14 protein-coding genes are annotated in these 15,672 nt (G+C 38.9%); 4 read left to right on the forward strand and 10 right to left on the reverse strand.

Features of this window, described 5'->3' with window-relative positions:
- The first annotated feature begins 12 nt into the window (after window positions 1–12).
- Window positions 13–453: a hypothetical protein gene (locus tag QNI22_RS12120; protein WP_314510899.1), complete on the forward strand. Its 441-nt coding sequence runs from the start codon at window positions 13–15 to the stop codon at window positions 451–453.
- Here QNI22_RS12120 and QNI22_RS12125 read toward each other — a convergent pair.
- From QNI22_RS12125 to QNI22_RS12170, 10 genes are all read right to left on the reverse strand, one after another.
- Entirely contained in the window at window positions 450–1,217 is a 768-nt protein-coding gene (locus tag QNI22_RS12125; protein ID WP_314510900.1) for an SDR family oxidoreductase, read from the reverse strand. The two genes, QNI22_RS12120 and QNI22_RS12125, sit on opposite strands and share 4 nt — an antisense overlap.
- A gap of 101 nt (window positions 1,218–1,318) precedes the next feature.
- Window positions 1,319–2,254, reverse strand: a complete 936-nt coding sequence (locus tag QNI22_RS12130) for a helix-turn-helix domain-containing protein (RefSeq protein ID WP_314510901.1) — start codon at window positions 2,252–2,254, stop codon at window positions 1,319–1,321.
- Between the two features lie 213 nt (window positions 2,255–2,467).
- A complete protein-coding gene (locus QNI22_RS12135; protein WP_314510902.1) occupies window positions 2,468–3,310 on the reverse strand; it encodes a CheR family methyltransferase in 843 nt (280 codons plus the stop codon).
- A 5-nt stretch (window positions 3,311–3,315) separates the two neighbouring features.
- Window positions 3,316–3,819: a chemotaxis protein CheW gene (locus QNI22_RS12140; protein WP_314510903.1), complete on the reverse strand. Its 504-nt coding sequence runs from the start codon at window positions 3,817–3,819 to the stop codon at window positions 3,316–3,318.
- 12 nt (window positions 3,820–3,831) lie between these two features.
- Window positions 3,832–5,949, reverse strand: a complete 2,118-nt coding sequence (locus QNI22_RS12145) for a chemotaxis protein CheA (RefSeq protein WP_314510904.1) — start codon at window positions 5,947–5,949, stop codon at window positions 3,832–3,834.
- A gap of 12 nt (window positions 5,950–5,961) precedes the next feature.
- Window positions 5,962–6,321: a response regulator gene (locus tag QNI22_RS12150; RefSeq protein WP_313976109.1), complete on the reverse strand. Its 360-nt coding sequence runs from the start codon at window positions 6,319–6,321 to the stop codon at window positions 5,962–5,964.
- Window positions 6,322–6,341: 20 nt separating this feature from the next.
- Window positions 6,342–6,704, reverse strand: coding sequence for a response regulator (locus tag QNI22_RS12155; protein WP_314510905.1), 363 nt, complete (start codon window positions 6,702–6,704; stop codon window positions 6,342–6,344).
- Between the two features lie 40 nt (window positions 6,705–6,744).
- A complete protein-coding gene (locus tag QNI22_RS12160) occupies window positions 6,745–7,035 on the reverse strand; it encodes an STAS domain-containing protein (protein WP_314510906.1) in 291 nt (96 codons plus the stop codon).
- A gap of 40 nt (window positions 7,036–7,075) precedes the next feature.
- Window positions 7,076–8,863 (reverse strand): methyl-accepting chemotaxis protein, encoded by a 1,788-nt coding sequence (locus tag QNI22_RS12165; protein ID WP_314510907.1) that lies wholly within the window; start codon window positions 8,861–8,863, stop codon window positions 7,076–7,078.
- Between the two features lie 846 nt (window positions 8,864–9,709).
- The gene (locus QNI22_RS12170) at window positions 9,710–10,429 is read right to left on the reverse strand and encodes an NUDIX hydrolase (protein WP_314510908.1); all 720 of its coding nucleotides are present in this window, start codon (window positions 10,427–10,429) and stop codon (window positions 9,710–9,712) included.
- A 182-nt stretch (window positions 10,430–10,611) separates the two neighbouring features.
- Here QNI22_RS12170 and QNI22_RS12175 point away from each other — a divergent pair, with 182 nt between their 5' ends.
- The 3 genes from QNI22_RS12175 to QNI22_RS12185 all read left to right on the forward strand — a co-directional run bounded on the left by QNI22_RS12175 (window position 10,612) and on the right by QNI22_RS12185 (window position 15,663).
- On the forward strand, window positions 10,612–12,252 hold the full coding sequence (locus tag QNI22_RS12175) for a carboxylesterase/lipase family protein (protein ID WP_419836227.1): 1,641 nt from the start codon (window positions 10,612–10,614) through the stop codon (window positions 12,250–12,252).
- A gap of 110 nt (window positions 12,253–12,362) precedes the next feature.
- On the forward strand, window positions 12,363–14,363 hold the full coding sequence (locus QNI22_RS12180; protein WP_314510909.1) for an alpha/beta hydrolase domain-containing protein: 2,001 nt from the start codon (window positions 12,363–12,365) through the stop codon (window positions 14,361–14,363).
- Between the two features lie 4 nt (window positions 14,364–14,367).
- Window positions 14,368–15,663 (forward strand): CitMHS family transporter, encoded by a 1,296-nt coding sequence (locus tag QNI22_RS12185; protein ID WP_314510910.1) that lies wholly within the window; start codon window positions 14,368–14,370, stop codon window positions 15,661–15,663.
- Window positions 15,664–15,672 lie beyond the last annotated feature (9 nt).

The following is a 15,672-nucleotide window of genomic DNA, read 5'->3' on the forward strand; positions in this document are numbered from 1 at the left end:
ATATTACCAACAATGAAACTTACGTTTTGTCTTCTGGGAATAGCCTTATCAGGGCTCATAGGCTGTACAAATTCTCAAACAACCAACACTAATTCAATCAGCAAAGTTGAAATGCATCTTAGTGCTTTTGGAGTAGAATCAGACGACTTTCCTTCAATTGATGTAATCATTGATTTTCAAAACGATACAAATTCCTGCAAGAAATGGTACTATAATCCAGCATATAAAGACTCTATCTATTCGCTTTCCAGAACTGATATAACAAAAGTACTGGATTTACTACAGAGTACTGATTTGACGAAATTGAAAGAGGAATACACTGTAGACAAAACTGATCAACCCAGTTCTAAAACTATAATTTATACGAATCAAAGTACCTTTACCATAAATGATTATGGGTTGGAAGCAGACCATCCCCTGCAGGCGATTTATAAGATTGTGTATCAATATTAGATAAGTAATCCACCAGAAGCTTCAATTCTCTGAGCATTAATCCATTTGGATTCTGGTGTACAGAGAAAGGCGACAATTCCACCAATATCTTCTGCCTGTCCGATACGAGGAATGGCTGTTACACTTTTTATGTGTTCCTGCATTTGCACAGAATTCTTTAGCCGTCCTCCACTAAAGTCTGTCGCAATTGCTCCGGGAGCAACTACATTTACATTGATATAACGAGGTCCTAATTCCTTTGCCAGATATTTGGTAAGCACCTCAATTGCTCCTTTCATACTGGCATAGGTACCTGAACCGGGAAAAGAAACGCGCGTTAAACCCGTAGAAATATTGACTATACCTCCTTCATCATTCAAAAAAGGAAGTATCTTTTGCGTGAAAAAGAATACACCTTTAAAATGCATATTCATCAGCTCATCAAAATTTTCCTCTGTTGTATCAGCAAATGAAGGAATGATCAGATTAGCCCCTCCATTATTAATCAGAAAATCCAGCTTCTGTGTATGAAAGACGCTTTCCAGAATTTCTTTAAGGCTAGTAATGAATGCGGGAAAACTTTTTATATCTCCTACATTTAATTGTAGGGTTGAAGCTTTTTGTCCAAGTTTCTCAATCTCTGCCACTACAGCTAAGGCATCTTCTTTTCGGTTATTGTAGGTTAGTATTACATCAATACCTTTCCGGGCAATCTTTATTGCCATGTCTTTTCCCAATCCACGACTACCTCCTGTCACCAATGCGATTTTAGTTTTCTGTGTCATATAGTTTACTATTTGTTTAAATGTATGACACAAAGTTGGCGATAAAAGTAGGTGTGCAGTTTGCATCAGACAAACCGATATTTGCAAAATTCAAACCTTGGTTAATTACGAAAACTTACGGGAGAGAAAGAGGTCTGTTTTCTGAAAAAATTAGAAAAATGTGCTACCTCTTCAAAACCCAGGCAATAGGCGATTTCTGAAATGTTCCAGTTAGTCTGACGCAACAACATTTTAGCCTCTTGTGTGATCCGGTTAGTAATAATCTCTGTTGTAGTTTTCCCTGTTTGTTCTTTGAGGGCTCTATTAAGGTAGTTTACATGTACAGATAATCGTTCTGCGTAGTCTTTTGCAGTCCGTAAACCAATAGTCTGTTTAGGGGATTCAATAGGAAATTGTCGTTCAAGTAATTCTGTAAATAAGGATGAAACTCGCGCAGTTCCATTATGTTTGGTAGTCAATGCCGTAGCAGGCTGAAGCTTTTGGCCAAAATGGATCAGCTCCAATACATAGTTCCGAAGCAAATCGTATTTATATATATAGTCAGAGGATAGTTCTTCATTCATTTTCAGAAATACCGCCTCAATCCTATTCATATCTTCATCTGAAAGCGCAAAGACAGGATAGCCTCCTGGTTTAAAAATAGGAAGTTCATCAATAGCTACCCCACTCTTGGACTTAATCAGAAAATCTTCTGTAAAAATGCAAAAGTACCCAGATTGCTCCAGATCCTGAGGAAGCCAATGGTAAGGAATCTTTGGAGTAGCAAATAGCAAAGCACTTTTTTGAATGTCTATAACTTTATCCGCATACTCTGCTCTGTTATGTCCTTTGATGAAGCTTATTTTGTAATAAGCTCTCCTATTATAAGGCATTAAGGCCTCACCCGTCTCTTTAAATTTAGTAAAGAAATTTGCTATACTAAATACGTTAAAATGACCTGTTTCTTTTGTGATTCCTTCAGGCAATAAAGTGTATCGACCCTTTTGTGTTGACTCGGCCAATTCCTTGTAAAAAGTATCAATACTTCTGACTTCCATTTGCTTTATCATTGCAAAGATTTATGCAGTATTTAGAAGGATGAAAGTGAGCCAGTTCTTACAGGCTTTATTTATAAAAATAATCTCTGTAAGATTCATATCCCAAACATTATCAGGAATAAAGATAGACATTCTCCCGATTTTGTACTAGAGAAAATAGCTCTCCCTGCATGCTTAACAGGTAATTGGAAGAATTAGTGCACTCATTGCGTGCTATAACTTTCTAAATACAGAAGGACGAAGCTGCTGAACAGGCAGATTCATATGGGCCAGTGATTCAGAATGGCCAATGAACAGATACCCACCTTTTACAAGTTTAGAAATGAGTTTACTCAATACCATTTCCTGAGTAGGCTTATCAAAATATATTAATACATTACGGCAAAAAATAATATGGAAGTTGCCTAACTTTCTATGATCTTCCTCCAGAAAATTCAGTTGCTGGAAAGTAACCTTTTCCCGAAGATCAGGTATTATACGAACATCTTGCTGTTCGTGTGATTTATTGCGCAACAGGTATTTTTTACGTAGGTGAAGAGGAATGTCTGTAATTCTGTCTTCTGTATAAACTGCCCGAATAGCCTTACTAAGGACTTCAGTAGAAAGATCAGTTCCCAGTATACGGAATGTGAACGGCACATGATCAACCATATACTCACTCAATGCCATAGCCAGAGAGTAAGGCTCTTCTCCACTGGAACAGCCTGCACTCCAGACATTCAATACGTTATGGCTTTGATCAAGTAACTCAGGGAGTACGGTTGACCGAAGGAATTCAAAATGATTGTACTCTCTGAAGAAATCCGTTTTATTGGTAGTGATTGCATTTACCATATACTGCAGCTCTTCCTGCTTTCCTGCAGCAGTAAATACAAAATCAAAGTAAGTCTTGAAAGAAGATTGACGGGTAATTTTAAGCCGTTTCTTCAATCTGCTTTCAACCATATTTCTCTTTGCAACAGGCAACTTTATTCCACAGGATTGATAAATGTAAGTGCTGATTCGTTTAAAATCAGCATCAGACATTTTAACAGAAGGTTCATCAGTAGCAAACATCACATTCAGGCACTAGCCACCTCTTCAGAACTATTCAATACGACCAGTTCTTCAGAAGAAAATACTTTGTCTATATCCAGGAACATAATAAAGTCTTCTCCAACCTTAAAGGTGCCTTTAATAAAGTTGGCATTGTAGCGAACTCCCATAGCAGGCAATGGTTTGATCTGCTCCTGTGATGCCTCAAATACTTCTACAACGGAATCTACCAATGCTCCAATTACAATATGCTTTCCGGCCTCTGCATTTTGTGCAATGGTCAATACAATAATGCAGCTGTCCTGAGTCTCAGCAACAGGCGTCATGCCAAACTTAACGCGTGTATCAATCACAGGAAGTACGGTTCCTCTTAAATTTGTCACTCCTCTCATAAATGCAGGAGCATGAGGCACTTTGGTAATTTTACCTACTTCCAACACTTCGTTTACCGTCAATACATTGGCGGCAAATATTTCTTGTCCAAGCTTAAATGACAAATAGGACTGAATAGATACAGATTCTGTACTCACGTGATTAACTATTTAAATGAAAACTTTATGTAATAGTTGTTTAACAATTTTACCACTGTCCAGCACCAGAGCTACGGTGCCATCTCCCATAATGGTTGCTCCCAACAAGAGTTCCTGTCCTTTGGATATACCCATAGCTCCCAATGGTTTCAATACCGACTGATACTCGCCCACGATCCTGTCTACAATTAAGGCTATTTTCTGACCTTCATAGGTTATAGTAATAATCTGTTCAATAGCAGGAGCCTCTCCACTTATAGCAAACTCCTCTCTCAGATAATAGAATGGCACTTGTTCTCCATCTATAATTACAAGATCATTAAATCCTGCATGTATCTCATCATGTCTGATTTCGTAGCACTTGTCGACAGCAGATAATGGTATAACAAAACAGGTATCATCTGCTTTTACCAGAATACCATCAATGATGGAAAGCGACAAAGGAAGTTTAATAGTCATAGTTGTTCCTTTATTCACTTTCGAGTCAATATATATTTCGCCTCTGAGCTCTTCAATTCGCTGCCGGACTACATCCATTCCTACACCCCTACCAGAGATTTCACTTACTTTCTGAGCAGTACTGAAACCAGGCAGAAAGATAAGATTGATGGCTTCTTTATCTGTTAATGGAGTAGTCTCATTTAGAATTCCTTTTTCTATTGCCTTTTCTCGGATGCGTTTTGGATCTATTCCCTTTCCATCATCTTCAATGACAATTTGTACCATCCCTTCAGAGTAGAAAGCTTTCAGGTGTATTTTCCCTTGTGCAGACTTTCCATTCCGGATTCGTGTCTCAGCATCTTCAATACCATGATCAATGCTATTGCGAAGCAAATGCAGAATCGGATCACTCAGATTTTCAATAATACTCTTGTCGACCTCTGTCTCACCTCCTTCTGTGCTAAAAACAATGTTTTTCTGCAGGTCTTTGGAAAGATCTCTTACCAATCGTTGAAAGCGAGAAAAGATAGTTTCCATTGGTACCAGACATATCTTCAATGAATTATCTCGTAACTGACGCAACAGCTTGTCAAAGTTTTCAGCAATGGATGTTAGTTCTGCAGAGTTGTTCTTCTCTGCAAACAATGTTAGTCTTGCCTGCATTGTAATCAATTCACTGACTACATTCATCATTTCATCTAGCTTGCGTGATGCAACACGAATACTAGTAAGCGAGTTATTTTTAGAAGAAGCAATCTTAGATAAAGATACTTTAGGTTCATCTTCCACTACTACTTCTTTTTTGGCTTCTGCCTTCTCTTCTTTACGAGCAGGTTCTTTAGACGCACTGTGCAGATATGCAGTAATACTACCTAATGAAATACCTTCTGTGACAACAGAAAGTTCTTTCATCTTCTGAATAAACGCATTATCCTGCAACAAAGGCTTATCTGCGATCTTATGAATCTTCAGAGTACAAGCATCTTCGGCAAACAGAAAGACCTCTGCAATCGTACTTTTTTCCTCAGATGTACTCAAAAAGATATCCCAGGACAAATAACAGCTCTCTTCCTGAATCTGTAATAAGTCAGGAACATTCTTATTACGCAAAAATACTTTGCACTCTCCCAATGCATACACGTCATCAATCATATACAAAGGATTGACACCTGTTGTAAGGAGATGTCCAGCAGGAATAAACTGTATATAATAGGTAACTATTTTCTTTTCATCTAATACAATTTCAGCATCCTCTGCTGAGACAGATATGTCATTTGCTGTTTCGGCTATAGCAGAATGATTACGTTCCAATATATCAACCTTCCTTTTTATACTAAAAAGCAGGGTCTCATATTTAAGTTTATATTCTTCCGTAGGAAGCTCATTGTTTGTATCTACCAGGATCTTTATAAAATCAATCGAGGCAAATGTAAGACTCAGAATTTCCTCTGAAAGAGCAGTTTTCTGCTCTCTGATAAATTCATAAATAGTTTCCAGATCATGTGTAAGGTTACCAATCTTATCAAATCCAAACATAGCACTGGTTCCTTTCAGTGTATGCATAATCCGAAATACCTTCTCAATCAGTTTCTGGTTTTCAGGATTTTTTTCAAGCTCCAGCAGAGCATTTTCCAGATCAGCAACAAATTCTGTTACCTCCTCCAGAAACTTTTCATGTAGTGAATCCATACAAAAGCTGCGTTATCTGACTATTTTCCGTACGTTTGCCAACAATGCCTCTACCTGGAAAGGTTTTTGCATAAAGGAGGTAACTCCTGCTTCTTTTGCCTGCTCCTGTTGATTAGATTTGGTAGTCAACAGAATCACCGGCGTAAATTTATATTCTGTATTTGCCCGAATCGCCTTCACTAAGCTAATCCCATCCATGTTAGGCATATTCAAATCTGTGATTACCAGGTCTATATCACGTCCATCAAAGTGTGTCAGAGCTTCCTGCCCGTCACCACTTTTCAAAACCTGATAGCCTGCCTTTTCAAGAGACTTCTCCAGTATATTCAATGAACTTTCAAAATCATCTACTATGAGTATAGTTTTTCCCATGTTATACTAAGGACAGTTAATTATCGTATCAATTTTTTTATAGTTCCAAGGAGTTCGTCCTTTTGAAAAGGCTTGGCAATTGCTCCAGTAGCCCCAGCCTCTCTGGCTTTTTTCTTTATAGCTTCTGCTTCTGTTGTAAAAAGCACAATAGGAATATATTTATAATCTTCTCTTGTACGAACTTCTCGGATAAAAGCAATGCCGTTCATATTAGGCATATTCAGATCCGTGATTATTAAATCTATGTTTGTACCATCCAGGTATTTGAGTGCATCTGCACCATCTACCCCAGCTAATACATGATATCCTTCCCCTTGAAGGGTTAACTGAACAAGTGAACGTATACTTCCTGTATCCTCAACCAGTAGAATTGTTTTTTTCATGTCACACTATATAGTATCTAAAATTACAGGGTTTAATAGATTACAGTGCCAGCCCAGCCCGAACCAATAAAGTTTGAATATCATCTGATAATGTTATATTCCATTGTATCGCCGGATTCGAGCTTTTGGCAGCCATGATAATCTGAATGACTGATACATCCAATGAATTAACTTCTGATAGTAGAACAGACAAATGCTTATACTTATCTTGTGCTTCAATTAATGCCTGTTTCACTGTAGTTGCATTTCGTAATGTGAGATTACCACTGATAGTAAGTTGAGCTACTCCTTCAGCCTGATCATTACAAATAATATCGACACCCTTACTCATAATCTGTTTAAGTAGGTAGTTGTTTTAAAATAAGAACTTATTAATATTTTTCATATTCCTCATCCAGATTATCCTCTCCCATATGAATTGTTACCCCTTTTGTTGATGCTTTGGGTACATTGGTAGTGTTTTTTGTCTGAACTGGAGTAAAACTAGTACGTATAGATTTATTATTCTTCTCTGTGATTTTCTGAATCTTCTGATAACTATTTTTCTCAATTCTAAAGAAAGCAATGGCCTCCTTCAGTTGCTCTGCCTGAGCCGATAGCTCTTCGGCACTAGTTGCCATTTCCTCAGAAGAAGCGGCATTCTGTTGAATTACCTGATTAAGCTGCTGTATGGCCATGCTGATTTGTTCTGCTCCAGAATTCTGCTCTATACTTGCAGCTGATATTTCTTGTACCAGACGAGATGTCTTCTGAATATTAGGAACCAGTTGTTCCAATATGTTACCTGACATTTCAGCGGTTACAACACTGGCTTTGGAAAGTTCGTCAATTTCCAGTGCTGCCAATTGGCTCCTTTCTGCCAGTTTGCGAACCTCAGCAGCCACTACTGCAAAGCCTTTTCCATGTTCACCCGCACGAGCTGCCTCTACAGCGGCATTCAACGCAAGCAGATTAGTCTGACGGGATATTTCTCCAACAATCGTAATCTTCTCAGCAATGGTCTTCATTGATGAAACTGTATTCCCGACCGATTGATTGCCATTATTAATATCATCTGCAGCCTGTAAGGCTATTTTTTCAGTTTGCTGTGCATTATCTGTATTCTGATTGATATTGGACGTCATCTGCTCAATAGACGTAGATACTTCTTCAATAGATGCAGCCTGTTCAGTTGCGCCTTGTGATACTTGTTGTGCAGAAGAGCTCATTTGTAAGCTGGCGGAAGCTATGTTATCAGCTCCTTGCATAATAATACCCATAATATCTCTCAGACGCACTACCATCTCATTGAGTGCAGTGTCTAACTCACCTTCTATCTTATGGTTTTGATCTAATGAAAGATCCCCTTCTGACACCCGTTTAGCCAATGAAACACTATTATTCAGTTTCCCAACCATGTATCGTATCTGATCCAATAAAGCCCCTATTTCATCTTGATTGTATTTATCAATGGTGATTGAAAAATTACCTGCAGCCAGTGAAGTAATAGCATTTTGTGCTTGTTGAAGCGATTTTTTTAGTGAAGTAATAATCCAAAAGATAATCCCTGCGGATATCAGAGCACCTACAATAATCAAAATGAACATATTTGTTTGTCCATGTTCATAAATTGCAGCAGTTTCTTCTTTGGCTTTTGATAAAGATTCCTCATTACGTTTCACTATCTTACTCATGATAGTGGTAGCATCTACTGTCACTTTTCGGGTAACAGTAGAAGAAAGTGTATAAGCAGCTTGGTTGCTAGAATCTGTATTAACAGTAAATGCCAGATGCTTGATTTTAGTGAAGTTCTTGTTATAATCTTTCCATACAATCAGAAACTGCTCTATTAGTTCTTTATCTTCCTTACTAGACAAAGATTGCAACTCTTCAAGCCGTTTGTTCATCTCCTCATTCCGAGCTTCACTGTCATCTATCCAGTCCTGCATCTGGTCCCGATCACGAGTAATAATGATGTCTTTTTCCCGTTTGGTAATGAATTGTACATCTTCTGCAATTTTTGCCGATAGAGTTATTAATCGGGCATTTACATCAACAATTTCATTTACCCTCGTATTGATAGTACTGGTATTGCGATTACCCAAAAAGAAGATTGTTGCTGACAAAAAAAGTAATACTGAGAAAGCAAGTATTAATTTGGCCTTTATTGAAAATTGCATGCGTAACTGAAATTTAAAATAGACAAATCTTATTTATATGAGTACCCTCCTGCTGTGTTCTAAAATTAAGCTCACATAAGATATTTCACTTTAATCTTATCATGCTCTAATTTCTCCTGCTCAATGAAGGGAACAGAAGATTTCTTTATAATCTGAAGATGCTTGGGTGAGTTATTTATCTTCTGCAAATCCCTGATTATAAATAGATGAAGTCAATGCTGGCTGTTTACATAGTGGATAGCCAAAAGTAGAAAGAAAAGAAATGCCGAATGGTTGCTATTTTGAGGGTATTATTACCAGTCAGGGGATATTATCAATAATGACAACCTGGTATTGCAATGCAGAGAAATACTTTCAGATATTACATCTTTATTTATAGTCAGTGATGGAAGTAGCTGTATAATTTTATAAGGTTGTAAAAATAGATTTTAAGTTACGATTTCACCTATTTACTGATCTCTATATCTGCTGGCTATCGATTAACAAATAGGCTTCCTTGCCCTGAACCTATCCTTTTTACTTCTTTTAAATCTAGTAGCAATTTGGGGATCCAACTATATTGTCCTGTTTTTCATACCCTATCTATACCACAAACAAATGCACTATCTCTCTGTCTGCAGGTAGGATTCTATCTTAAACTGACCAACTAATTACATATAGGAGAACCGGCAGGCTTTTAGCATTTTTATATAAAACTCCCACTAAAATGTTGGTAAAAGGAGTAAACAGACTTCAGAAAAATGTATAGTAAGTACAAACTAACCTTTTCTGTACTATACTTCTTCCTAATATGAGCAGAATTATGGATAGTAACGATAGATCTGTTCATCTATTTTGTTAAGTTATTCAACTTTTGAATCGATAGAGATAAGGCGCCTTGTGTGCACCACCTGTCCATTTCTTATCTAATCTTTCCAGGATATTTAAATCCAGCATTTTACGTTGAAAACTGGTTCGATTTAATTTTTCACCAAGTATTGTCTCATATAATGTTTGTAAGTCCCCCATTGTAAAAGTCTCAGGCAAAAGGTTAGTCCCAATGAGCTTATGATCCAGATTATCTCGTAATGTCTGTAACGCTTTGTTTACCATAGTACTATGATCCAGCATCAGAGAAGGCAGGTTATTCAGATCATGCCACTCACACTGATCAGACAACAAATCCGGAATAGGTACTGCTTGTGTGAAATCAACCAATGCATAATATCCTACAGACACAAACCGCCGTAATAACCAATGATCGTGAGGAGGCACATGTCCCTTGCCTAACATGATAGCTTCCAAAGGGGTAGGATCATGACGTGTTACATCACCAAATACATAATATTGTTCCAGATAAATATCATGTAATCCTGTACGTTCTGTCAAAGCTCTACGAGCAGCATCATTCAGATTCTCATCATTTTTAATAAAACCAGCAGGAAGAGCAAATAAGCCGGTATTCTTATATTCCAATAGGAGAATCTTCAACTGATTTTCATGAAATCCAAAAATGACCAGATCTATTGCCAGTCCTGGCAAAAAGCCTTCACCACTGGGAGGAAGAAGCGAGGAAGAATTATTCATCTATAGACAAAATTAACAACCAGATAGGGTGCACAAAAATGTATAGTACCTTTCAAACTTTTATTGTCGCAATTTGCAACATTATTTTTGGAAGTTCCCAATTTGTTTTTTACTATTGTTCACTATTGCGACAATATAAAAAATTATTTCAATAATCGAATTGTTTAATACCATTCACCTTTATGAAAACACTCCTATTATTACTGGCTGCGACTACTCAGTTGGTCTCAATGGCTATAGCGCAGGCACCCAAAACTACTTCAGACAAGGCCAATCAGGTTAAGACAGCCAATGGTCTTGTAGAAGGTACAACAGAAAAAAGTGGTATCCGTTCATTTAAAGGTATCCCATTTGCCGCTCCACCAATAGGTGATCTTCGTTGGAGAGAACCTCAACCAGTTAAAAACTGGACGGGAGTGCTTAAAACAGACAAATTTGGTCCCAGAGCTATGCAACGTCCAATTTTTGGTGATATGGGTTTCCGTTCCAATGGCATGAGTGAAGATTGTTTGTATCTGAATGTATGGACTCCCGCTAAATCCGGAAATGAAAAACTACCCGTACTGGTATACTTCTATGGTGGCGGCTTTGTAGCTGGCGATGGTTCTGAAGCCCGTTATGATGGAGAAAGCATGGCACAGAAAGGAATTGTAGCACTTACCGTAAATTATCGTTTAGGAGTATTTGGATTTCTGGCACATCCAGAACTTACCAAAGAATCACCTAATAAAGCATCGGGTAACTATGGCCTAATGGACCAGACGGCCGCATTGCGTTGGGTACAACAAAACATTGCAGCCTTTGGCGGTGATCCAAAACGAGTTACTATTGCAGGTGAATCTGCGGGCTCCTTCGCAGTAAGTGCACAGATGGCATCTCCACATTCTAAAAACCTGATTGCAGGTGCCATTGGAGAAAGTGGATCATTACTTTCTCTGCAACCCTTGATGCCCCTTAGTCAAGCAGAGCAGACCGGTGTAAAGTTTGCGACAGACGCAGGAGCTAACTCCCTGGCAGCATTACGTGCTATACCAGCAGAACAATTGTTGGAAGCAACGGCAAAACCAGGTACACCATGGTTCTCCGCTATTGTAGATGGATACTTTTTCCCTACTTCCCCTGCTGATATTTTTAAGGCGGGTCAGCAGGCTCATGTACCTTTATTAGGTGGTTGGAATTCAGAAGAAATGAATTATCGGTTCATTATGGGCCAGGAAGCCCCTACTACTGAAAATTATACAAAAGCGGTACAGAAACTATATGGAGACAAAGCAACAGAAGCACTAAAACTTTATCCTGCATCTTCAGAAAACGAAGTAACTCAATCCGCTACAGATCTGGCTGGTGACCGGTTTATTGGATATAGTACCTGGAAATGGCTGGATGTACATAACCAAACAGGCGGAAAACCTGTGTATCGCTACTATTATACACGTCCCAGACCTCCAATGAAAGCAGCAATGGGTAATGCAGCCCCTGGCCTTGCAGGTGGTGTAGTAAAAAATACGGATGCCAACGCAATTAAGATGCCACCAGCAACGGGTGCAGTACACTCAGCAGAAATCGAGTATGCCATGGGAAATCTTCCTCATAACCAGGTGTATGAATGGAGTTCTGACGACTATAAGGTTTCAGAAACTATGCAAAATTATTTTGCCAATTTTATCAAAACTGGTAATCCCAATGGTAAAGGTCTTCCAGAATGGCCTGTTATGAAAAATGCGAAAGGAGATCAGGTGATGTATATAGATGTAACCAGTGGCGTACAAACTGATAAAAACAGAGCCCGCTATCTATTTTTAGAACAAGCAACTACTAAATAGACTTCTGACTTAAAACAGACCCGTGAAAACTGATTTCATAGGTCTGTTTTTATACTCAATATCTGCGAGTGTATGTTTCCATATTATCGTCTCTTGTTAGTATAATTAGCATGAAAAGACTCGTTTATACGTCATTCTTCCTTCTCTCTATTACACTCAGAGCAGAAATAGTAAAAATTCTTATTACTAAAACGGAGCCTTACGAAAATGGCAGGTTATTCGGAACCATAGGATCATATGAGAAAGTATATGGTCAGATAGTTGGGGAAGTAGATCCCAAACACACTCTCAATAGAATTATTCAGGATATAGATCTGGCACCTAAAAATGCCAGGGAAAAAGTTGAATATATATCTGAATTTATTCTGCTTCGCCCAAAGGATAACAACCGAAATAATGGAATCTTATTTTTAAGCTTGCCCAATCGGGGAAATGTATTTCCTCCAGATACTACTCTTCTAAAAAGAGGTTATGTATATCTCTGGTGTGCCTGGCAGGGAGATGTATTAGCAGGAAACAACCGACTGACAATGAAAGTCCCTGTTGCAACAGAAAACGGCAAAGAGATTACGGGTATGCTACGAACTGAGTATCAGGTACTGGAACCGACTCAGACACTTAATCTGAGTAGTGGTGCATTCAGTGGAAACACCCATCACAGCTATGAAACTATTAGTCTGGATAATAGAGGACTAGTCCTCACAAAACGTATACATGAAGCTGATACTCGTGTTTCAATCCCCAATACAGAATGGGCTTTTTCGGATTGTAGCGTAGTCCCTTTTCCTGGTACACCCAGTACCACCCAAATTTCTCTAAAAGAAAAATTTGACCCCAATTATATCTATGAACTGATATATATCGCTAAAAATCCATTGATAATGGGGCTTGGATTTGCAGCTATACGTGATATAGTCTCATTTCTCCGATATCAGACCCAGGATCAATCTGGAAATAGTAATCCTCTGATTACAGGTACATCTATTCCCATACGAGCAACCATTTTACAGGGTGTATCCCAATGCAGTAACTTTGCACGAACATTTTTACATCTGGGATTTAACCAGGATGAAAATTTAAAACAGGTTTTTGATGGTGTTAATGCCCATATTGCCCCTCGTCGCATTTCACTGAATGTCCGGTTTGGACGTCCTGGAGGAGGAGGATTGCAACATGAGGATCACTTATTCCCCAGTAATGAACCTCCTTTTACCTGGGATGTACACTATGATCCCGTTTCTGGTATTACAAGTGGCATTCTGGAAAAATGTATTCAGACAGGTACCTGTCCTAAAGTTATACAGACACTAAGCTCATCCGAGTACTGGCAACTCAGAGCATCTCTCCCCACCACTGACTCCTATGGAAAGAAAGATCTGGTACTCCCTCCTAATGTTCGTATCTATCATTTTGCAGGTACCCAACATACGCCATATGGTATAACAGATAAGAGTAGTGGATTTATGACTAATCCCAACTCTTATATTCCATATCTGCGGGCAATTCTTATTTCTCTGGAAGAATGGATAGTAACAGGAAAAACTCCTCCAGAAAGTGTTTATTCTACTATAGCCAAAGGAACACTTGTTTCTCCTGATCAAAAAAGCACAGGCTGGCCTAAAATTCCCAAAGTGCCTTATAGTGGATTGGTCAACAAAATTCCTTTACTGGACTTTGGACCTGGATTTACAACCAAATATACCACAGGCATCCTGCGGGAACCGCCCAAAATTATTCCAGGAAAAAATTATACAGTCCTGGTTCCCAAAGTAGACCCAGATGGTAATGAACTGGACGGTATCCGAAACATTACCATACGCGTTCCTCTGGGTACCTATACAGGTTGGAGTATTCGTCAGAAAGGGTTTGGAGAAGGAGATCTTGCATCATTAAGTGGCATGTTCATTCCATTTGCCAAGACAAAACAAGAACGTATAACGTCAGGAGATCCGCGACTATCCCTGGAAGAACGTTATGGTAGTCATGAAGGATATGTTTCAGCAGTCAGAAAAGCAGCAGAGGAACTGGTTAAAGCAGGCTTCCTATTACCAGAAGACGCCCAGAATGAAATTACAAAGGCTGAACAAAGTGACACTCTAAACTCCAGATAATCCTGTGCTCTCATTTCTTGGTTTCTCTACTATCCTCATTTTTTTACTGCTCATTATTTTCAAACGGTTGTCTGTTCTAACTGCGTTAGTCCTTGTTCCGGTTGTATTTGGGATTATTGCAGGCTTTTCAGTCAAAGAACTGTCAGAGATGATGCTTAGCGGAATCAAACAGGTAGCTCCAACCGGAATTTTGCTGATGTTTGCAGTACTTTACTTCAGCATTATGCTGGATGTTGGTTTGTTTGATCCTGTCATTGCACTAATTATCCGATATGCCCAAGGCGATCCACTCAAAATAATTATGGGCACGGCAGTACTTACAATGATAGTACACCTGGATGGAGATGGTACGGCAACATTCATGATAGTGATATCAGCATTCCTTCCTCTGTATACCCAACTCCAGATAAATCGGCTGATATTAACAGGTATTGTAGCCTTAAGTGTAGGTCCCATGCATCTGGTTCCCTGGTCTGGCACATCTGCCAGAGCTATGGCGACACTCAATTCTGATGCGGTTCACATCTTCAATCCCAATATTCCTGCTATAATCGCTGGTATTGTATGGGTATTGTTTGTTGCTTACTACTTAGGTAAAAAAGAGCGTAAGCGTTTGGGCATCGTGTTGTTGAACTATGATCCTAAAACAAACTTGAGTGAAGAAAAAAAAGGGTTTCGTCGTCCTTCGTTACTCTGGTTTAATGCTATTACAACCATTGCGCTGATAGTGATACTTATGAAGGGATGGCTGCCAACGCCAGTATTGTTTGTAATAGCCAGTACTATAGCTCTTCTGATCAATTTTCCCAAACTGAAAGAACAGCAATTGGTACTCAAGGCACATGGTTCCAATATCTTTTTAGTTTCAGGTATGATATTCGCGGCCGGTGTATTTTCAGGCATTCTGACGGGCACCAAGATGATTGATGCTATGGCCCACACACTGGTATCTCTTATCCCGCAAGAGCATGGTAATTTATTGCCTGTCTTAACAGCTCTTACCAGTATGCCTGCAAGTATGTTATTCACACCAGATGCCTATTATTTTGGAGTAGTCCCTATTTTAAGCCAGGCAGCACAACATTATGCTATAGACCCATTACAGATTGGAAGGGCAGCCTTACTAGGTCAGATGACAGTAGGGTTTCCTTTGAGTCCTCTTACCGCTTCCACTTTCTTACTGGTTGGACTTGCAGAAGTTGAATTGGGAGACCATCAACGGTTTATCTTTAAATGGGCATTGGGTACTACTCTCGTCATGACGCTTATTGCATTAACGACCGGATCTATACAAATCTAAATTTCAAAA

The organism is Xanthocytophaga agilis (assembly GCF_030068605.1).
In the GTDB taxonomy this organism is placed as follows: domain Bacteria; phylum Bacteroidota; class Bacteroidia; order Cytophagales; family 172606-1; genus Xanthocytophaga; species Xanthocytophaga agilis.